Origin of the sequence: Erythrobacter sp., assembly GCA_019739335.1 — a bacterium.
Lineage (GTDB): Bacteria > Pseudomonadota > Alphaproteobacteria > Sphingomonadales > Sphingomonadaceae > Alteraurantiacibacter.
Genome location: CP073261.1, coordinates 2,967,302 through 2,986,027, shown reverse-complemented (window position 1 = coordinate 2,986,027; position 18,726 = coordinate 2,967,302). Strand labels below are relative to the sequence as shown.

The 18,726-nt window shown below is 63.9% G+C and carries 19 protein-coding genes; 5 read left to right on the top strand and 14 right to left on the bottom strand.

Annotation, left to right across the window (positions count from 1 at the left end; translation table 11 throughout):
* The first annotated feature begins 117 nt into the window (after positions 1–117).
* The gene (locus tag JY451_14630) at positions 118–297 is read left to right on the top strand and encodes a DUF465 domain-containing protein (protein QZH74864.1); all 180 of its coding nucleotides are present in this window, start codon (positions 118–120) and stop codon (positions 295–297) included.
* Between the two features lie 165 nt (positions 298–462).
* On the opposite strand, the gene ilvC is transcribed toward JY451_14630, so the two are convergent.
* From ilvC to miaA, 5 genes are all read right to left on the bottom strand, one after another.
* On the bottom strand, positions 463–1,482 hold the full coding sequence (gene ilvC, locus JY451_14625; GenBank protein QZH74863.1) for a ketol-acid reductoisomerase: 1,020 nt from the start codon (positions 1,480–1,482) through the stop codon (positions 463–465).
* An 8-nt stretch (positions 1,483–1,490) separates the two neighbouring features.
* Positions 1,491–1,883 carry a hypothetical protein gene (locus JY451_14620; protein ID QZH74862.1) on the bottom strand — a complete coding sequence of 131 codons (393 nt, stop codon included), beginning with the start codon at positions 1,881–1,883 and terminating at the stop codon, positions 1,491–1,493.
* 5 nt (positions 1,884–1,888) lie between these two features.
* A complete protein-coding gene (gene ilvN, locus JY451_14615) occupies positions 1,889–2,404 on the bottom strand; it encodes an acetolactate synthase small subunit (GenBank protein ID QZH74861.1) in 516 nt (171 codons plus the stop codon).
* A 127-nt stretch (positions 2,405–2,531) separates the two neighbouring features.
* Positions 2,532–4,277 (bottom strand): biosynthetic-type acetolactate synthase large subunit, encoded by a 1,746-nt coding sequence (ilvB, locus tag JY451_14610; GenBank protein QZH74860.1) that lies wholly within the window; start codon positions 4,275–4,277, stop codon positions 2,532–2,534.
* 148 nt (positions 4,278–4,425) lie between these two features.
* Complete coding sequence (gene miaA, locus JY451_14605; protein QZH74859.1) at positions 4,426–5,373, bottom strand: tRNA (adenosine(37)-N6)-dimethylallyltransferase MiaA; 948 nt, start codon at positions 5,371–5,373, stop codon at positions 4,426–4,428.
* On the opposite strand from miaA, the gene serB reads away from it, so the two are divergent.
* Positions 5,330–6,256 carry a phosphoserine phosphatase SerB gene (gene serB, locus JY451_14600; GenBank protein QZH74858.1) on the top strand — a complete coding sequence of 309 codons (927 nt, stop codon included), beginning with the start codon at positions 5,330–5,332 and terminating at the stop codon, positions 6,254–6,256. The genes miaA and serB overlap by 44 nt on opposite strands.
* 59 nt (positions 6,257–6,315) lie before the next feature.
* Here serB and JY451_14595 read toward each other — a convergent pair whose 3' ends face one another.
* From JY451_14595 to JY451_14560, 8 genes are all read right to left on the bottom strand, one after another.
* On the bottom strand, positions 6,316–6,885 hold the full coding sequence (locus tag JY451_14595) for an aminoacyl-tRNA hydrolase (GenBank protein ID QZH74857.1): 570 nt from the start codon (positions 6,883–6,885) through the stop codon (positions 6,316–6,318).
* Between the two features lie 16 nt (positions 6,886–6,901).
* The gene (locus JY451_14590; protein QZH74856.1) at positions 6,902–7,351 is read right to left on the bottom strand and encodes a hypothetical protein; all 450 of its coding nucleotides are present in this window, start codon (positions 7,349–7,351) and stop codon (positions 6,902–6,904) included.
* A 5-nt stretch (positions 7,352–7,356) separates the two neighbouring features.
* Entirely contained in the window at positions 7,357–7,989 is a 633-nt protein-coding gene (locus tag JY451_14585; GenBank protein ID QZH74855.1) for a 50S ribosomal protein L25/general stress protein Ctc, read from the bottom strand.
* A 103-nt stretch (positions 7,990–8,092) separates the two neighbouring features.
* Positions 8,093–8,956: a TraB/GumN family protein gene (locus JY451_14580; GenBank protein ID QZH74854.1), complete on the bottom strand. Its 864-nt coding sequence runs from the start codon at positions 8,954–8,956 to the stop codon at positions 8,093–8,095.
* Entirely contained in the window at positions 8,953–9,882 is a 930-nt protein-coding gene (locus tag JY451_14575) for a TraB/GumN family protein (protein QZH74853.1), read from the bottom strand. Before JY451_14575 ends, JY451_14580 begins: the two co-directional genes overlap by 4 nt.
* A 41-nt stretch (positions 9,883–9,923) precedes the next feature.
* Entirely contained in the window at positions 9,924–10,364 is a 441-nt protein-coding gene (locus JY451_14570) for a hypothetical protein (GenBank protein QZH74852.1), read from the bottom strand.
* Positions 10,351–10,545, bottom strand: coding sequence for a helix-turn-helix transcriptional regulator (locus JY451_14565; protein QZH74851.1), 195 nt, complete (start codon positions 10,543–10,545; stop codon positions 10,351–10,353). Before JY451_14565 ends, JY451_14570 begins: the two co-directional genes overlap by 14 nt.
* 213 nt (positions 10,546–10,758) lie before the next feature.
* Positions 10,759–11,724 (bottom strand): TraB/GumN family protein, encoded by a 966-nt coding sequence (locus JY451_14560; GenBank protein QZH74850.1) that lies wholly within the window; start codon positions 11,722–11,724, stop codon positions 10,759–10,761.
* Between the two features lie 94 nt (positions 11,725–11,818).
* On the opposite strand from JY451_14560, the gene JY451_14555 reads away from it, so the two are divergent.
* The 3 genes from JY451_14555 to JY451_14545 are packed head-to-tail and all read left to right on the top strand — an operon-like array spanning position 11,819 to position 17,936.
* Positions 11,819–12,718 (top strand): glycine--tRNA ligase subunit alpha, encoded by a 900-nt coding sequence (locus JY451_14555; protein ID QZH74849.1) that lies wholly within the window; start codon positions 11,819–11,821, stop codon positions 12,716–12,718.
* Positions 12,715–15,207, top strand: a complete 2,493-nt coding sequence (locus JY451_14550; protein ID QZH74848.1) for a glycine--tRNA ligase subunit beta — start codon at positions 12,715–12,717, stop codon at positions 15,205–15,207. The genes JY451_14555 and JY451_14550 overlap by 4 nt, the downstream gene beginning before the upstream one ends.
* A gap of 53 nt (positions 15,208–15,260) precedes the next feature.
* Positions 15,261–17,936, top strand: coding sequence for a pyruvate, phosphate dikinase (locus tag JY451_14545; protein ID QZH74847.1), 2,676 nt, complete (start codon positions 15,261–15,263; stop codon positions 17,934–17,936).
* Here the strand turns inward: JY451_14545 and JY451_14540 are convergent.
* Positions 17,933–18,685, bottom strand: a complete 753-nt coding sequence (locus tag JY451_14540) for a methyltransferase domain-containing protein (GenBank protein QZH74846.1) — start codon at positions 18,683–18,685, stop codon at positions 17,933–17,935. The two genes, JY451_14545 and JY451_14540, sit on opposite strands and share 4 nt — an antisense overlap.
* Positions 18,686–18,726: the final 41 nt, after the last annotated feature.

Below are 18,726 nucleotides of genomic sequence, written 5' to 3'. Positions count from 1 at the left end.
TTGACGATCGCGTGATGTCGGACCGCATCGGGTGCTCCCCGGTGCGTCGTTCTTTAAGTTTCCCTGACGCTCCTGCCGGCACCCGATTGGATCAATCGTTCCAAGAGGAGTGCAGACATGAAGACCAATATTTTCCGTTTGCTGCAAGAACACCAGCGGCTCGATGAGAGGTTGCGGCTGGAACAGTCGCGCCGCTGGCCAAATTATGGCCGCATCAGCAAGCTGAAGAAGCTCAAGCTCGCAGCAAAGGACGCGCTGGTGGCGATCAGCCGCGGTCGCAATCCTTCACGCACCTGACCAACGACTGGCGGCTGCACGTCCTTAGGCGGGCCGGCTACGCCGTGGCCCGCCAGCACTATTCGGGCCACCGTCATGGTGGCCCGAGTCTCCAGGGATAATCCCAATTGCACCATCCCTGCCGATATCTTCATCGTCTACACTTTGAATATCGGGTCGCGCTTCTCAGTTCTTTGCCTTGTCGACCAGCTGGTTGGCCTTGATCCAAGGCATCATTGCGCGAAGCTGGGCGCCGGTCTGTTCGATCGGGTGCGCTTCGGCGCGCTTGCGGGCGGCCTTCAGCTCAGGCTGGCCGGCGCGGTTATCCAGCACGAAATTCTTCACGAAACGGCCCGACTGGATATCGTCGAGCACGCGCTTCATTTCCGCCTTGGTTTCCGCCGTGATGATCCGCGGGCCGGTGGTGATATCGCCATATTCGGCAGTATTGCTGATCGAATAGCGCATGTTGGCGATGCCGCCTTCATAAAGCAGATCAACGATCAGCTTGGTTTCGTGCAGGCATTCGAAATAGGCCATTTCGGGCGCGTAGCCGGCTTCCACCAGCGTTTCGAACCCGGCCTGGATCAGATGGGTGATGCCGCCGCAAAGCACCGCCTGCTCGCCGAACAGGTCGGTCTCGCATTCCTCGCGGAAATTGGTTTCGATGATGCCCGAACGCCCGCCGCCGACGCCGCTCGCATAGGCCAGCGCGACATCGTGGGCATTGCCGCTGGCATCCTGATGGATCGCGATCAGGCACGGCACGCCGCCGCCCCTGGCATATTCGCTGCGCACCGTGTGGCCGGGGCCCTTGGGCGCGATCATGATGACATCGATATCGGCGGGCGGATCGATCAGGCCGAAGTGGACGTTGAGGCCATGCGCGAAGGCGAGCGCCGCGCCCGGCTTCATGTGGCCCTTCAGATCGTTCTCCCAGATCGCCGCCTGATGCTCGTCCGGCGCGAGGATCATCAGGATATCGGCCTGCTCCGCCGCCTGCCGGTTGCTCAGCACTTCGAAGCCCGCATCCTGCGCCTTCTTCGCCGTGGCCGAGCCTTCGCGCAGCGCGATGGCGACGTTCCTGACGCCCGAATCGCGCAGGTTCTGCGCATGGGCGTGGCCCTGGCTGCCATAGCCGAGCACGACAATCTTCTTGTCCGTGATCAGGTTGAGATCGGCGTCGGCGTCGTAATAAACTTTCATTGCGGGTCCTATTGGGTCTGGATCGAATAGAAGGCGAGGAGCGTCAGCCCCCCGATGATGGTCATCAGCGGCCAGCCGATATGCTTGCCACGGGTGAGGATCGCGTCGGCAACGCCGAACACCAGATGTGCGGTGCCGATGGCGAAGACGAGCCACGGAGCGTCGATATCGCCGTAGGCGGAAAGCGCGAGGACGGCGGCGACCAGCAGCCACAGCACGGTGGTCCAGTGCCATGCGAAGCGCGTCACATTGCGCGCCAGCGGGCTTTCCATCACCCCGGTGTTGGTCGCCAGCAGCGGCCGGAGCAGGCGCTGTTCGCCCAGCACCGAATGCACGAGCGCAGTAATCGCGCACAGGGCAGCGGCCATCAGCAGCACAAAAACGGGGTTCACATATTCCATTGCGATCAAGCTCCTTCGCTGCCGCGCATCATCCCGACAATTCCGGTGCGGCCCACTTCGACCAGCCCGATTTCGCGCATCAATGCAATGAAGGAGTCGATCTTGTCCGGAGGTCCGGTCAATTCGAAGATGAAACTTTCGATCGTGGTGTCGACCGGGCGGGCGCGGAACACGTCAGCCAGCCGCAGCGCTTCGACGCGGTTTTCGCCCGTGCCCGTGACCTTGATCAGCGCCAGCTCGCGCTCGACATGCGGGCCGGCCTCGGTGAGATCGATCACCCTGTGGACGGGCACCAGCCGGTCAAGCTGCGCCATGATCTGGTCGATCACCTGCGGCGGCCCGCCGGTGACGATGGTGATCCGGCTGAGCGCGTGATCCTCGGAAATATCGGCCACCGTCAGGCTGTCGATATTGTACCCGCGCGCGGTGAACAGGCCGGTGATCTTGGCGAGGATGCCCGGCTCGTTGTCCACCGTAATGGTGAGTACGTGCCGCTCGGATTCGCGATGCTGGATTTTCATATCTCCCCTCCCGCTTGCGGGAGGGGCCGGGGGTGGGCCAGTCTAGGCGTGCCACTCAGGCCCACCCCTAGCCCCTCCCGCAAGCGGGAGGGGGACTTTTGCGCATTGATCGACAATCCACTCTCCATCACACCAGCGCCTTGGCTTCATCGTCCATCGTGCCGCCCACCATGTCGCCGTAAAGCAGCATGTCGGTATGCGCCGCGCCGCTGGGGATCATCGGGAAGCAGTTGGCATCTTGCGACACCCGGCAATCGACCATCACCGGGCCGTCATGCGCGATCATTTCCAGGATTCCGGCGTCGAGTTCAGCGGCGTCGGAAATGCGGATGCCCTTCCAGCCATAGCTTTCGGCCAGTTTGACGAAATCGGGCAGGCTGTCCGAATAGGAATTCGAATAGCGGCTTTCGTAGGTCAGTTCCTGCCACTGGCGGACCATGCCCATATATTCGTTGTTGAGGATGAACACCTTGACCGGCAGGCGGAACTGGCTGGCCGTGCCCAGTTCCTGGATGTTCATCTGGATGCTCGCTTCGCCCGCAACGTCGATTACCAGCGCATCGGGATTGCCGAGCTGCGCCCCGATGGCAGCGGGCAGGCCATAGCCCATCGTGCCCAGCCCACCGCTGGTAAGCCACTTGTTCGGCCCCATGAAGCCGAAATACTGCGCCGCCCACATCTGGTGCTGGCCGACTTCGGTGGTGATGATCGGATCGCGATCTCGCGTCAGCGCGAACAGCCGTTCCACCGCGAGCTGGGGCATGATCGTGCTGTCCTTGCTCGGCGGATAGGCGAGACTGTCGCGCGCGCGCCAGCCGGTGATGCGAGCACGCCATTCGCCCAGATCGCGAGCGGGTCGGTTCCCCCACCCAGCGATCAGCTGTTCGAGCACCTGCCCGCAATCGCCGACAATCCCCAGATCGACCGGCACCACCTTGTTGATGCTCGACCGGTCGATATCGATGTGGATCTTGGTGCTGCCGGGGGAAAAGGCGTCGAGCCGCCCGGTCACCCGGTCATCGAAACGCGCGCCCACGCAGACCATCACGTCGCACTGGTTCATCGCCATATTGGCTTCAAAAGTGCCGTGCATTCCCAACATCCCCAGCCAGTCGGGATGATCGGCGGGGAAGGCGCCGAGCCCCATCAGCGTAGAAGTGACCGGCGCACCGGTCAGCTGCTGTAACTGACGCAGCAGTTCGGAGGCGCGCGGGCCGGAATTGATGACGCCGCCGCCGGTGTAGAAAATCGGGTGCTCGGCATTGGCGATCAGTTCGACGGCTTCGGCGATCTCGTCCACCGCAGCCACGGTGCGCGGGTGATAGCGCTTGCGCCGCTGGGCCGGACCGTCGGCCATCATGGCCGTGGCGATCTGGACGTTCTTGGGAATGTCCACCACCACCGGACCGGGGCGACCCGTCGTGGCGATTTCGAAGGCTTCCTCGATCGACGCGGCGAGGACTTCCGGATCTTTCACAAGGTAATTGTGCTTCGAGCAATGCCGGGTGAGGCCGACGGTATCGGCTTCCTGGAAGGCATCGGTCCCGATCAGGTTGGTCGGCACCTGTCCGGTGATCACCACCAGCGGGATCGAATCCATGAAGGCATCGGCAATCCCGGTGATCGCGTTGGTCGCGCCGGGGCCGGAAGTGACGAGCACGACACCGGGCTTGCCGGTGGAGCGAGCATAGCCTTCCGCCGCGTGCGCCGCGCCTGCCTCGTGCCGGACGAGGATGTGCCGGATGCGCCGATCGGAAAACAGTTCGTCATAGATCGGCAGCACTGCACCGCCGGGATAGCCGAACACGAATTCGACTCCCTGCCGCACCAGGCTTTCCACCAATATCGCAGCCCCGCTGCGTTCTTCTGGCACTGTACTGCTCCTTGTTAGCACTCGCGATCCGACCATCGTTAAATGGGCCATCACGAAAAAAGGCTGGCCCGACAAGATCGCTCCTGCCGGGCCACATCCTCTCCTTACCGAGGGCGGCACTATGCGTTCGAATATATCCTGTCAACCGCTAATCGGAGAATAATCTTCCAAAATCATGCTCAATCCTGATACTTTCAGGTTGCGTCCGTTGCCATTCAGGCGGAGGTTGGTGGCGCAGCCAGGTGTACTGGCGCTTGGCGTAGTTGCGTGTGGCCTGCTGCCCGCGCGCGATTGCCTCTTCCTTCGACCAGTCTCCGCGCAGCCATCCGGCGACCTCCGGCACGCCGATGGCGCGCATCACGGGCAGGTCGGGTGATAGGCCACGCGACAGCAGCGCTTCGACTTCCTCCACCGCGCCGCATTCGAGCATCCGGGCGAACCGCGCATCGCAACGGGCGAACAGGGTTTCGCGATCGGGAAGCAGCACTAGCGGTACGAGATCGACAGCTTGGCCAATGCCGCCGGTCAATTGTGCCTGCCAATGCCCCAGCGTCCGCCCGGTAGAGCGCACCACTTCCAGCGCACGGGCAATCCGCTGGCTGTCGCCTGCATTGAGCTTGGCCGCGCGTTCCGGGTCTTCCACTTGCAAGGCCGACCATGCCTCAGGCGTGGGCAGGGCGCGCACTGCCGCGCGCACCGCCAGGTCGATCTCCGGAACCGGAGCGATGCCATCGAGCAGGGTGCGGATGTAGAGACCCGTCCCGCCGACCAGCACCGGCACCGCACCCGCATCGTGCGCCCAGGCGATCTCGGCCTTCGCCGCCGCCGCCCAATCCGCCGCCGAACAGGCCTGCGCACCGTCCCATGCGCCGAACAGCCGATGCGGCACGCCCGCCATTTCCACTTCAGTCGGGCGGGCAGAAAGCACCTGCAAGTCGGCGTAAACCTGCGCGCTGTCCGCGTTGACGATCACCGCCTCGCGCCCCGCCTCATGCAACGTAAGCGCCAGCCGCACCGCCAGATCGCTCTTGCCGCTGGCGGTCGGCCCTGCAATGAGCGCCACCTGTTTGCGCATAGGAGTGCCCGAATTGCTCATCGCCCGGCTGATAGCAGAGCCTTCCCATCTCGAAAGGGGGCTCGACGCACTGATGGCGGCGCTGGCAGGGTCGGGAGCGCCGGTGGCCCACGCGGCGATGCTCGATTTCTGCGGCGACGTGCTGCAGATCGAATCGCCGGGGGACGACCTGGCCGCAATCCGCGCCGCCATCGAAGCGCATTTCGGCCCCAGCGATGCGATCATTGCCCGCGATGCTATTCGGATTCCCGATGTGTTCGTCTCGGACATGGATTCGACCATGATCGGGCAGGAATGCATCGACGAACTGGCCGACTACGCCGGGATCAAGCCGCAGATCGCCGAAATCACCGAGCGGGCGATGCAGGGCGAACTCGATTTCGCTTCTGCGCTGCGCGAACGGGTGGCGCTGCTGGCGGGGTTGGACGAGGGCGCCGTCGCCACCTGCCTCGCCGAACGCATCCGCCCCACCGAAGGCGCGCGGGTACTGGTGCAGACCTTGAAGGCGCGCGGGTGTCGCACGGTGCTGGTGACGGGCGGCTTCCACCACTTTGCCGATGCCGTGTCCGAACAACTGGGTTTCGATGACGTGGCAGCAAACCGGCTCGAAGTCTCCGGTGGCAAGCTGACCGGCGGGCTGCTCGGCCCGATCACCGACAGCGCCACCAAGCGCGCGGTGCTGGAGGAGGAGATCGAGCAACGCGGTGCCAATGCCGTCAGCATGGCGGCGGGCGACGGGGCGAACGACATCCCGATGCTCGAAGCCGCCACCTACGGCATAGCCTACCGCGCCAAGCCCAAGCCCCGCGCAGCGGCGAACGGCTGGGTGGATCGCGGCGATCTTTCCAGCATCCTTTCCCTGCTCGACATTCCGCAGAAGGACTGGGTGCTCGGGAATGGATGAGGCCGCAGGTGAGACCGGTCGTGAATCCGTCTTCACTTTTCAAAGAAGGGAATCAGGCTTCAGTCCTGCTGGCGTAGCGCGATGTCGCTCATGAAGCGGGCATCGTCTCCCTTGGCGAGCCATGGCGCTTCAGCACCGATGGCGGCAAGCATGTCGGTGAGATCGTCGATTTCTGTCTTGGCGTAATTGCCCAGCACGTGGCCGTGGACCCGGTCCTTGTGTCCCGGATGGCCAATCCCGATCCGCACCCGGCGAAAATCGGGGCCGCAGTGCTTGTCGATTGAGCGCAGGCCGTTGTGCCCGGCTGTCCCGCCGCCGATCTTCACCTTGATCTTGAATGGGGCGAGATCGAGCTCGTCATGGAACACCGTCAGCGCTTCGATCGGGAGCTTGTAATATCGAAGCGCTTCGCCCACGCTCTGCCCGCTTTCGTTCATGAAAGTGGCGGGCTTGAGTAGCAGGATCTTTTCGCCAGCAATCTTGCCCTCTTGCAGCCAACCGGCGAACTTCTTCTGCACCGGCCCGAAATCGTGCATGTCGGCGATCAGGTCGCAGGCCATGAAGCCGACGTTGTGCCGCTGCATTGCGTAGCGCGGTCCGGGATTGCCGAGGCCGACCCACAGCTGCATGACGAAAATTCCTCCCCTATTGGGGCGTAGCGGCCTGTTCGCCGGTTGTCGCCAGCACGTTCATCACCGTGAGGTAGAAGTTGGCGCAGACATTGGCGAATTCGTCCTGCTGTTCGGGCGTTGCTGCAGCCACCGCCGCGTTGGCGGAACGGTACTGCGCAATCGCCTCGGCCGACGAATAGTGGCTGATGCGGCCCGCATAATAGGCCGAAATGATGGTGAGGTTGTTTACCACCTCCGCACGTGCTGCCGCGTCCATCTGCTGGTTCGCCAGAAACGTGTTGCGACGCTGCTGGAGCATCACGAAGCACTGGAAGTCCTGCGGATCGGCGGGCAGCACACCCTGAGCCGGTGGGGGCGCCTGCTGCGCCTGGGCCGTTGCCGAAAGAAAGGGGACCGGCGCGGCAATGCCGGCCAGTCCCGTTCCCAGAGCCGCAAACAGGGCGAGCGCCTTGCGAGCGGCCATCGGCATTACTCGCCTTCGCCTTCGTCTTCACCGTCGGCTTCGCTCGCCGCTTCGCCATCAGCGCGCTTGAGCGCGGACGGGGCGACGATGGTGGCGATGGTAAAGTCGCGATCCGTAATCGCACTTTCGCTACCAGCAGGCAGGGTAACGGCGCTGATGTGGATCGAATCGCCCACTTCGGTGCCGGTAACGTCGATTTCGATCTCGCCGGGGATCCGGTCTGCATCGCAGACGAGTTCCAGCTCGTGGCGGACCACGTTCAGCACGCCGCCACGCTTCAGGCCGGGGCTGGCTTCTTCGTTCACGAACACCACGGGGACGCTCACGGTAATTGTCGCATCCTTGCCAAGGCGCAGGAAATCGACATGGATCGGGCGATCGCTCACCGGATCGAACGCCACATCCTTGGGCAGCGTGCGATGCACCTTGCCGCCGATATCGATCATGACGATGGAATTCATGAAGTGGCCGGTACCCAGCCGCTTGACCAGTTCCTTCGCTTCGAGATGGATGGTGGTCGGTTCTTCCTTGCCGCCGTAGATCACGGCGGGGACGCGGCCATTGCGACGCAGTTCACGGGAGGCTCCCTTGCCAGCCCGTTCGCGCAGCTCGGCCGACAGTTCAAGAGCGTCGCTCATAAGACTTGCCTTTCGATTGCATGGTTGCTCCCTCCCGCCACACCTCCAGGGATGACCGTGACGAGGGGAGGCGCGCGTGTAGCAGCGCGCGCGCAAATTGCAACTATTGGATACGCCGAACGGCGTAGCCGCGCGCGGCGAGCAGGGCGGGTAGGCCCCTGTCGCCGAGCATGTGCGATGCGCCTACGGCAACCAGTGGTTGTTCACCTGCTTCAATAGCCCTCGCGATCGGTTCGATCCAAGCCAGATTGCGGGCATCGAGCAAGGCAGCGCGCAGTTCCGGGTCGGCAAGCAGGCTGTCCTGCGCCAATGCTGCCATTGCTTCCTGGTCGCCGCTTAGCCAAGCGTCAACACTGGCCTCGTCTCGACCGGCAGCGGTTTCGCGCGCCACAGCGAGCAGCAGGTCTTCCTGTTCCTCCTCCGGCAGTGCGTTGAAAATCCCTAACTGCGTCCGCGCCCCTTCCAGCGCGAAGACATTGTCGTGCTCCGCCATCAGGCTGCGGTCGGTGCCGTTGGCACTGTCTCCCGTGCGAATGGCGGAAGCAAGAAGTAGCGCCGCCCCCCATGTCTCGTAGTGAGCAAAATCCGACTCCGACATTCCGGCGCGGTCGAGCAGGGCAGAAACGACGGCGCGCTCGTCTGGATCGAAACGGATGAGCAGGGAGGGAAGATCGTTGCTGCGGGACAACTGGTCGAACACACTGCTGGCACTCGCGAGATCATCCGCCGTAGCTTCAACCAACAAGATGTTTGATTGGGCCAGCGCGTCGTTCAGCAAGGGGCTTCGCCATTCGACATCATCGGGCAGCGAGTGGATCGTGCCGAACAGCCAGCCCTTCTGGCCGCCCGGCGCAGTCACTTCCCAAAGGGCGGGCGATGGCTCCGGCCAGTCCCGCGCGGAATCGGCAGGGGCGCCGCAGCTTGCCAGCCACAGCGCCCCCAGTATCGTTACGAGAACCCGGATCAATACTCGATCCGCTCGGTCGTCAGCCCGCGCTCGGCGAGGAAATCCTGCACGCTTCCTTCTCCGGCGAGGTGGCCTGCACCCACGGCGATGAACACTGTGCCGGGCTGCGCCATCCGGTTCTCGATCCATTCGGCCCAGTTGGCATTGCGTCGGGTGAGCAGCACTTCGTAAAGCGCCGGATCACTCATTTCCTCGTTCATGATCGCGGCCAGGCCTTCGGGATCGCCCGCCATCCATTCGTCGATCATGCTTTGCAACATCGGCCCCATCTCGTCGAGACCCTCGGCGGTCTGGTCGAGCATCAGCAATTGCGCCTCCATCGGCAGGCTGTCGAAGAAGCCAAGCTGCTGCTCGACAGTTTCGAAAGCAGCGCGATCCTTGCCTTCGATCAGCCCATCGAAGGTGCGCTCTACTCCGGCAGTCGGGTCCATCCCTTGCTGCATCAACGCGACCTGCGACATGGTCATGAACGCAAACCATGGTTCCAATCCGTCGAATGCCTCAACGGGAAGGCCGAGTCCGGTCATGGCCGCTTCGTATTCGGCGCGATCGGTCTCGTTCATCAGGTCCCGCAGAGTGCCGCCGGTGGTCAGCTGCGCGAGTTGCATCTGCATCTGCGCCAGCGCCATCACTTCGGGCGGCGGGGCTTCGCCGGGGACCATTTCAGGAATGGCGCTGGTGTCGAGCTCGGAAACGAACTGATCGGCGCCGGTCAGGGCCTCGGCAATTGCGGGCTTGTACCAGTCCAGTCCTTCCGGAAGCACGTGGACAGTTCCGAACAGATAGACGGTCGTGTCCTCGTCGCTCACTTGCCACAGCGCCGGGCCGGAAGCAGCGACAGCTTCTTCCTGAGCCAGCGTGGTGGTGGGGAATGCACAAGCGGAGAGGGCAAGGGCAGAGGCGGTAAGGATCAGGTGGCGCAGCATTTCTGGTACTCCTCGATGGATATGGAGTTGAACTAAAAGACTCACCGCAGGCCGAGCTTGCGCAGGCCGTAGGCGATGAACATGACAAGCACGGTGGAGAAGTAGATCACGATGTGATCGGGTTCTGGAGCCAGGCCGAGATCGTTGAACAGCCACCAGCTCGGCATCGCCAAAACGTAGAAATAGAAGGCGATGATTGCGGCCCAGAGGTTGTCCATCAGGTCCAGCTCGTCCACCCGGCGGAAGTATTCCCAGGTAAACCAACTGAAGCCGGCCAGCGCCACGCCCCACAGGGCATAGATCGTCCAGCCGGGAAGGGTGCCACCCTCGTAGAGCGCTCCGGCGGTTCCGGTGAAGAACCCGATCGCCAGCGAAAGTGCAAAGCCGAGTGCCAGGAATGTCCAGAACTTGCGGGTGCGGGCCTTCAGCCGGGCCTCGCCGGAGAGGGCGGTTTGGTCAGGCCCAAAATCAGACTTGGTCATCGAAAATCTCCTCGATCGGCATTTCGAACAGGCGGGCGATGCGGAAGGCGAGCGGCAGCGAAGGATCGTGCTTGCCGGTCTCGATAGCGTTGACCGCCTGCCGCGAGACATCGAGCCGCCCGGCCAGCTCGGCCTGGCTCCAGTCACGCATGGCGCGCAGGACTTTCAGGCGGTTGTTCATGGCTATTTCTGGCGCATGCACAGCGGGGAAGGGATAGGCAGGTGCATAGTTGGCTCCGGCAATCGCGAATTAGTCTCGTCTACCTGTCATAATGTCAGGTATGCATGACTTTATGGAGCGATTCGCTGGCGATGTCAACACTACCTTACATAAAGTAAGGGTGGCGTGACTATCCAATGACTAACTGATTGCGATACATGGGTAAGGCGGGATCTAATCGATCCGCTCGGCCACCAGCCCGCGCCGTTCTATCATCGCCAGCAGCGATTCCTCGCCTTCGAAATGGCCGGAACCGACCGCGACCAGCGCCGTGCCCGGCACTGCAAGCCGCGCTTCCAGCCAGGCCGCCCAGTCAGCATTGCGCCGTGCGAGGAGGTTGAAGTCGAATGCCTGGCCAATCGGGCCATCGCCGAAGCCCATGTCGAAGTCATCGGCGACCACGCCGCGCGCCCAGTTGTGCTCTTCCACCCAGTAGGCGTCGCCCGTCTCTTCGACATAGTCGGTGTTGAAGAAGTGGCCGAGCGACTTGCCATCCCAGTCGCTGAGCTTGGCTTCGAGTTCGCCCACCAGCTCCGAATTGTCGAGCCGCAGCAGCGAATACATTACCCCACCCGAATCCTCGATGGTCAGGATCGGCCGGTCGCGGCTGAGGAATTCCCGTTCGAGCACGGTTTCCACGCCATAGAGAGGGGATGAGGTATCCGGCCCGCCGCCGGTCATCCCCATAGTTAGCAGACCCAGCAACAGCGGCATCGAATCGATGGAGACGAAATCGTGCCCGGACATGGCCACCAGTTGCCGCCAGCGCGCGGCTCCGGGGGCGGACAGGCGGCTGGAGGTGGGCAGGCGGCGTTGGAGCCGCGCGGTCAGCTTGGCATCGACATCGATGGCGTCCGGCTCCGCACCGAAATCGCTGCTTTCCACCACCAGCACGTCGGCTTCCTCGATGATCGCATCGAGCTGGGCGCTGCGCCATTCGAAACCGCGCGGCAGGGCGTGGAAGGTGCCGAGCAGGTAGAGCGTGGTATCTTCATCGCTCAGCCGCCACAGCGCGGGGGCGGGCTCGTAATCCTGGGTGAAGGCATAGAGCCCGTCGCCGCTGTCCTGCGCCGCTGCCGGAACGGCCAGCAACAGGGCGGCGAACAGCGGCATGGCGCGGCGGAGGAAGGGCTTGGTCATCCGCGCTAATTGGCCCTGCAAATGCGCTTTCTGTCAAGCGGGTTGCGCGAGGCGGCATTGACGCTCCGAAAGGCTTGCGCCATTGCGCCGCAGCATGGAACGCCAGCCCCAAAATTCCTTCCAGGACATGATCCTTGCGCTGCACGATTTCTGGAGCGCGCAGGGCTGCCTGATCCTGCAACCGCATGACATGCGCATGGGCGCGGGCACTTTCCACCCGGCCACCACCCTGCGGGCGCTGGGGCCGGAACCGTGGAACGCCGCTTTCGTCCAGCCGAGCCGCCGCCCGACTGATGGCCGTTATGGCGAGAACCCCAACCGCCTGCAGCATTACTACCAGTACCAGGTGATCCTCAAGCCGAGCCCGCCCGACATCCAGGAACTCTACCTGCAAAGCCTCGCCGCAATCGGCGTCGATCCGCTGGCGCACGACATCCGCTTTGTCGAGGATGACTGGGAATCGCCCACGCTCGGCGCCTGGGGGCTGGGCTGGGAAGTTTGGTGCGACGGGATGGAAGTCACCCAGTTCACCTATTTCCAGCAGATGGGCGGCTTCGATTGCAAGCCGGTGGCGGGCGAACTGACCTACGGGCTCGAACGGCTGGCGATGTATATCCAGGGTGTCGATAACGTGTACGATCTGGCGTTCAACAATGCTGGCGTGAGTTACGGCGACGTGTTTCTCGAAAACGAGAAGCAGATGTCGAAGTGGAACTTCGAGGTCGCGGAAACCGATGCGCTGTTCGACCTGTTCGCCAAGGCCGAGGCGGAATGCCGCAATGCCCTCGCGGCGGACGTGCCGATTGCCGCCTATGAACAGGCGGTCGAGGCCAGCCACATTTTCAACCTGTTGCAGGCGCGCGGCGTGATCTCGGTACAGGAACGCGCCAGCTACATGGGCCGCGTCCGCGATCTCGCGCGCGGCTCCTGCGAGAAATACGCCGAGGTAATGACGCCCAAATGGCAGGCCAAGTATCCGGAGTGGGTGCTGTGAGCGACTTCCTCCTCGAACTGCGCTGCGAGGAAATCCCGGCGCGAATGCAGGCGGGTGCGCGGGCGGAGCTGGAGAAGCTGTTCCGGCGCGAACTGGATGCCTCCGGGGTTGCCGTGAGCGATCTCACCGTCTGGTCCACCCCGCGCCGCCTCGCGCTGATCGCGCGCGGGCTTCCGCAAGCCACCGCAGCGGTGAGCGAGGAAGCCAAGGGGCCGCCGGTCGGCGCGCCCGATGCGGCGGTGGAGGGCTTCTGCCGCAAGCTCGGCATTACGCGCGACACGCTCGAACTTCGCGACGTGAAGGGGCGCGAGACCTATTTTGCGGTGATCGACAAGCCCGGCCGCGCCATGCGCGATCTGCTGGCCGAGGCGATCCCCGCCATCGTCCGCGATTTCTCCTGGCCCAAGTCGATGCGCTGGGGCGCGGCTTCGCTTTCCACCGAGAGCCTGCGCTGGGTGCGCCCGCTGTCCGGGATCGTCGCGATCCTTGGCGAGGATCTGGTCGACTGCGCCATCGACGGCATCCGGTCCGGCTATGCCACGCGCGGGCACCGGTTCCATTGTCGTGGAGCATCGCAGGGAAAAGTGGGAACCGGTTTTCCCGACCGCGATGCGACCATCAAAGAAGGCGAAATCACCATCGGTTCCGCCGCCGACTATCAGGAAAAGCTGCGCGCCTGCCACGTGATTGTCGATCACGAGGAGCGTGCAGTATTGATCCGCGAAGGCGCAGCGCAGGTTGCGGCTGAGGCCGGGCTGGTGCTGGTGGCGGACGAAGGGCTGGTGATCGAAAACGCCGGGCTGACCGAATGGCCAGTGCCGCTGCTGGGCCGGTTCGACGCCAATTACCTCGACGTGCCGCCCGAGGTGATCCAGCTTACGGCAAGGGTGAACCAGAAGTATTTCGTGTGTGTCGGTCCTCCCCTGCAAGGGGAGGGGGACCATGCGAAGCATGGTGGAGGGGTGTCCCCCTCTGCTGATGGCGATACCATTCCGTCACCGGCTGCGCCGGCGCCACCTCCCCTTGCAGGGGAGGACCGTCTGGCCAACGCCTTCGTCTGCACCGCCAATATCGACGCGATGGACCCGGCCGTGGTGGTGAACGGCAACCGTAAGGTCCTCGCCGCGCGGCTCAGCGATGCGCGCTTCTTCTGGGAGCAGGACCGCAAGGTTAAGCTGGAAGATCACGCGAAGAAGCTGGAACGGATTACGTTTCACGAGAAGCTGGGCACTGTGGCGGACAAGGTCGAACGCGTGGCCAAGCTGGCGCGCTGGCTGGTGGAAGAGGGGATCGTAACTCCCCTCCCGCTGGCGGGAGGGGCTGGGGGTGGGCCTGTCACCGCTATCGAGTCAGAAAACGAGGGCGTGGTCGTTCCCACCCCAAACCCCTCCCGCCAGCGGGAGGGGGAATTGGCCGATCTCGCCGAACAGGCAGCCCGCTTGTGCAAGGCCGATCTCGTCACCGAAATGGTCGGCGAATTCCCCGAATTGCAGGGGCTGATGGGCGGCTACTACGCCCGCGCCGAGGGGCTCGACCCGCGGGTCGCGGACGCGATCCGCGATCACTACAAGCCGGTCGGGCAGGGCGACGAAGTGCCGACCGCGCCGGTGACGGTGGCGGTGTCGCTGGCGGATAAGCTGGATACGTTGGTTGGGTTCTTCGTAATAAAGGAGCGCCCAACGGGTTCCAAGGATCCCTTCGCTCTCAGGCGTGCTGCGCTTGGAATCATTGAATTGGTCATCAAGAACCAATTGCGGCTAGAGCTTGATTATGCCGCAGCGAGGGCTGGCCATTTGATAGCCCGGTTCAATGAGCGGCGCGTCGGTGTCGAAATGAATGTAGCTTGGGTGCAGGAGCATCTTTCGGAGGAACTATATCGCGCGGTTCCTGCGTTCTTTGTTGATCGCCTCAAGGTGCAGCAGAGAGAAGCGGGAATCCGTCATGACATCATCGATGCGGTATTCATGCTGAACGTGAGGAAAGACGAGATTGTGGGAAATCTCAACCGCGTCCACGCCTTGCAGGCCTTCATCGCCAGCGACAACGGCGCCAATCTCCTCGCCGCCTACAAGCGCGCGGCGAATATCCTCAAGAAGGAGGACTGGCGCGGCATCGAGGGGGAAATCGCCAGCACCGGGGAAGAGGACCCGCTCGCCTTGGTGGACGATCCGATCCTGCGCCCGGTGATTGAAGCCAAGATGGCCGAACGCCACGCGAGGGAGCTTTCCTACACTCCCGAACCCGCCGAAAAGGCGCTGATCGACGCGCTCGACGCGGCCGAACCGCAGGCCGAGCAAGCCATCGCTGCCGAAGACTTCGCTGCCGCGATGGCTGCGCTCGCCAGCTTGCGTGCACCGATCGACGCGTTCTTCGAGGAGGTGACGGTGAATGACGCCAACAAGGACAAGCGCGCCGCCCGGCTCGACCTGCTTGCGCGGTTCCGTGGTGCAGTGCACAACGTGGCGGATTTCTCGCGGATCGAGGGGTAGGTTTTTCGCGCTCCTGAACTGGGCTCCAAGTGCTCCATAATTAGGCAGATGATATGACGAATACGGTCTACACCTTCGGCGGAAACGCAGCGCACGACGACCCGCGCCAGAAGGACAAGACCGTAACCGGCGGCAAGGGCGCGAACCTTGCGGAAATGGCGGGCATTGGCTTGCCGGTGCCGCCCGGCTTCACCATCACCACCGAGGAGTCGGTGCGCTACCTGAACCAGGGGGAGGCGTTCTCCGACAAGCTCCGCGGCCACGTTGCCGATGCGATGGCGCATATCGAGCGCACGGTTGGCAAGCGGTTCGGCGACGCGGCGGACCCGCTGCTGGTTTCGGTCCGCTCGGGCGCGCGGGTATCGATGCCCGGCATGATGGACACAGTGCTCAATCTCGGCCTCAACGATGCAACGGTGCAGGGGCTGGCCATGGCGAGCGGCCATCCGCGCTTCGCCTGGGACAGCTATCGCCGCTTCATCCAGATGTATTCGGACGTGGTGCTCGGCCTCGATCACGGGCTGTTCGAGGAAGCGCTCGAGGTGGCCAAGGAAGATCGCGGCTACTTCACCGATACCGAGCTGGAGACCGAGGATCTCCAGGAGCTGGTCGCCCAATTCAACGCCATCGTGCTGCGCGAACGCGGCGAACCCTTCCCGCAGGATGTCCACGAGCAGCTGTGGGGCGCGATTGGGGCGGTGTTCAGCAGCTGGGACAGCGAGCGGGCCAAGGTCTATCGCCGGTTGAATTCCATTCCGGGCGATTGGGGCACGGCGGTGAACGTGCAGGCGATGGTGTTCGGCAACATGGGCGATACCAGCGCCACCGGCGTCGCCTTCACCCGCGATCCCTCGACCGGCGAGCGCAGCTATTACGGCGAATGGCTGGTGAACGCGCAGGGCGAGGACGTGGTGGCGGGCATCCGCACCCCGCAATACCTCACCAAAGCGCGGCGCGAGGCAGCGGGTGCGGACCTGCCGAGCATGGAAGAAGCCATGCCCGAAGCCTATGCCGAACTGGCGCGCGTGTTCGACCTGCTCGAACTGCATTATAAGGACATGCAGGACATCGAATTCACCGTGCAGCAGGGCAAGCTGTGGATGCTGCAAACCCGTTCGGGCAAGCGCACCGCCAGGGCCGCGCTGAAGATGGCGGTGGACATGGTGGGCGAGGGGCTGATCGACGAGGAAACCGCGATCCTGCGCGTTGATCCGATGGCGCTCGACCAGTTGCTCCACCCCACGCTCGATCCCGATGCGCCGCGCGACGTGCTGGCGAAGGGGCTTCCGGCTTCTCCGGGCGCAGCTTCGGGCAAGATCGTGCTCGATGCCGATACGGCGGAACTGTGGGCCAAGCGCGAGGAGGCGGTGATTCTCGTCCGCGTGGAAACAAGCCCGGAGGATATCCACGGGATGCACGCCGCGAAGGGTATCCTCACCGCGCGCGGCGGCATGACGTCACACGCGGCGGTGGTCGCGCGCGGAATGGGGCGGCCTTGCGTTTCGGGCGCCTCGGCGGTGTCGATCAATCTGGCTGAACGCACTTTGCGGATCGGTTCGCGCGAACTGCGTGAAGGCGATGTCATCACGCTCGACGGGGCGAAGGGTGAAATCATGGCGGGGCTCGTTCCCACCATCGAACCCGAACTCGCGGGCGATTTCGGCGTGCTGATGGACTGGGCGGACAAGCACCGCCGCATGGGCGTGCGCACCAATGCCGAAACGCCGGAGGACTGCCGCACCGCGCGCGGCTTCGGCGCGGAAGGGATCGGGCTGTGCCGGACCGAGCACATGTTCTTCGACGCCGGGCGCATCAGCGCGGTGCGGGCGATGATCCTTGCCGATGACGAAGCCGGGCGGCGCGCGGCGCTCGAACGGCTGCTACCCGAACAGCGCGGCGACTTTGCCGAGATTTTCCGTACCATGGCGGGCCTGCCCTGCACGATCCGCCTGCTCGATCCGCCGCTGCACGAATTCATGCCCACGCGCGACGAGGAATTCGAGGAGCTGGCCGAGGGGCTTGGCGTCAGCATGGAGCACCTCCAGCGGCGGGCTGGGGAACTGCACGAATTCAACCCGATGCTGGGCCATCGCGGCTGCCGGCTGGGGATCACTTTCCCCGAAATCTACGAGATGCAGGCGCGGGCGATTTTCGAGGCCGCCTGTACGGTGACCGCCGAAGGCGGCGATCCGGTCGTGCCCGAAGTGATGATCCCGCTGGTGGCGACGCGCAAGGAACTGCAGATCCTGCGCGCTCTGGTGGACCGGGTGGCCGAGCAGGTGTTTGCCGAGCAAGGCGCGCGGGTTGAATACCTTGTCGGCACGATGATCGAACTGCCCCGCGCTGCCTTGATGGCGGGCGAGATCGCTGAGGAAGCGCGGTTCTTCTCGTTCGGGACCAACGACCTGACGCAGACAGCTCTGGGCGTTTCGCGCGATGATGCGGGGCGGTTCCTGGGGCCGTACGTGGAAAAGGGCATCTACGCGCGCGATCCTTTCGTCAGCCTCGATGTCGATGGCGTGGGGCAGCTGGTGGAAATCGCGGTGGAGCGCGGGCGCGCGACTCGCGGCGATATCAAGCTGGGCATCTGCGGCGAACACGGCGGCGATCCGGAAAGCATTGCCTTCTGCGAGAAGGTCGGCCTCGATTACGTCAGCGCCTCGCCCTACCGCGTGCCGATCGCAAGGCTGGCGGCGGCGCAGGCGGCTTTGCGGGCGGGGCGGGGCTAGCGCCAGCCCGACATGACCAGGATCTCGATGACTTCGGGAACCTTGCCTTCAGCGTCCCGCATGGCTTCGAATTCGGCCTCTGCCCGCGCGAGTCCGGCCTTGGTCCACGGCGGCGAAGGAGTGGCAAGCGCCCGTGTCAGCCCATGATCGCGCAGGTCACTGACCATGGTCGAGAAGGCACCGTAGCGCAGGTTGATGGGATAGCTGTCGACCACCTGCTTGCGGAACCCTGCGCGCTGCAGCAGCGCGGCGGCAGCCTGGTTGCCGATCAGCGGATGCATCCGCGGCGCGACCCGCTCGCCATCAGCCGCCATGGCAATCCGCCGCAGGGCGGGCAGGCTTCCGGCTCCGGGAAAGGCAGCGATGAACAGCCCGTCTTCGGCGAGGGCGTGGCGCGCGTGGATCAGCGCACCGGGCAGATCGTTGACATGCCCCAGCCCGCGCAGATGAACGATAAGATCGTATCCGCCCCTTTCGGCGGGTCGCTCCTCATCGAAGGCTCCGAGCAGGCCGATAGAGACCGCGGTATTCCGGTCGTGAAAGGTGGAAGTGAGCAAGCCAGTGAGATCACCGACAAACAGCGCCCGCTTCGGCTGCATCCGGATGAAATCGAGCCGTTCGAGCACATCCTCGGCCATCTCGTCCGACAGGAACGATGTGCCATTGTGGCAGGCATTGCGCTGCTGTGACCGCGCCCACTTTGCAGTGGCCTGGCGGCGGGAGAATATCGTCGGCGGTGGCTTGTCCATCGCGCTTGCCTAGCGCCGCCAACCGCGCCAGCATAGCCCCG

Excerpts from the sequence above, each read along its gene's own strand:
- JY451_14630 (QZH74864.1), top strand. The coding sequence starts at position 118 with ATGAAGACCAATATTTTCCGTTTGCTGCAAGAACACCAGCGGCTCGAT.
- ilvC (QZH74863.1), bottom strand. The coding sequence starts at position 1,482 with ATGAAAGTTTATTACGACGCCGACGCCGATCTCAACCTGATCACGGAC.
- JY451_14620 (QZH74862.1), bottom strand. The coding sequence starts at position 1,883 with ATGGAATATGTGAACCCCGTTTTTGTGCTGCTGATGGCCGCTGCCCTG.
- ilvN (QZH74861.1), bottom strand. The coding sequence starts at position 2,404 with ATGAAAATCCAGCATCGCGAATCCGAGCGGCACGTACTCACCATTACG.
- serB (QZH74858.1), top strand. The coding sequence starts at position 5,330 with ATGAGCGCCACCTGTTTGCGCATAGGAGTGCCCGAATTGCTCATCGCC.
- miaA (QZH74859.1), bottom strand. The coding sequence starts at position 5,373 with ATGAGCAATTCGGGCACTCCTATGCGCAAACAGGTGGCGCTCATTGCA.
- JY451_14595 (QZH74857.1), bottom strand. The coding sequence starts at position 6,885 with ATGCAGCTGTGGGTCGGCCTCGGCAATCCCGGACCGCGCTACGCAATG.
- JY451_14590 (QZH74856.1), bottom strand. The coding sequence starts at position 7,351 with ATGGCCGCTCGCAAGGCGCTCGCCCTGTTTGCGGCTCTGGGAACGGGA.
- JY451_14585 (QZH74855.1), bottom strand. The coding sequence starts at position 7,989 with ATGAGCGACGCTCTTGAACTGTCGGCCGAGCTGCGCGAACGGGCTGGC.
- JY451_14575 (QZH74853.1), bottom strand. The coding sequence starts at position 9,882 with ATGCTGCGCCACCTGATCCTTACCGCCTCTGCCCTTGCCCTCTCCGCT.
- JY451_14570 (QZH74852.1), bottom strand. The coding sequence starts at position 10,364 with ATGACCAAGTCTGATTTTGGGCCTGACCAAACCGCCCTCTCCGGCGAG.
- JY451_14565 (QZH74851.1), bottom strand. The coding sequence starts at position 10,545 with ATGAACAACCGCCTGAAAGTCCTGCGCGCCATGCGTGACTGGAGCCAG.
- JY451_14560 (QZH74850.1), bottom strand. The coding sequence starts at position 11,724 with ATGACCAAGCCCTTCCTCCGCCGCGCCATGCCGCTGTTCGCCGCCCTG.
- JY451_14555 (QZH74849.1), top strand. The coding sequence starts at position 11,819 with ATGGAACGCCAGCCCCAAAATTCCTTCCAGGACATGATCCTTGCGCTG.
- JY451_14545 (QZH74847.1), top strand. The coding sequence starts at position 15,261 with ATGACGAATACGGTCTACACCTTCGGCGGAAACGCAGCGCACGACGAC.
- JY451_14540 (QZH74846.1), bottom strand. The coding sequence starts at position 18,685 with ATGGACAAGCCACCGCCGACGATATTCTCCCGCCGCCAGGCCACTGCA.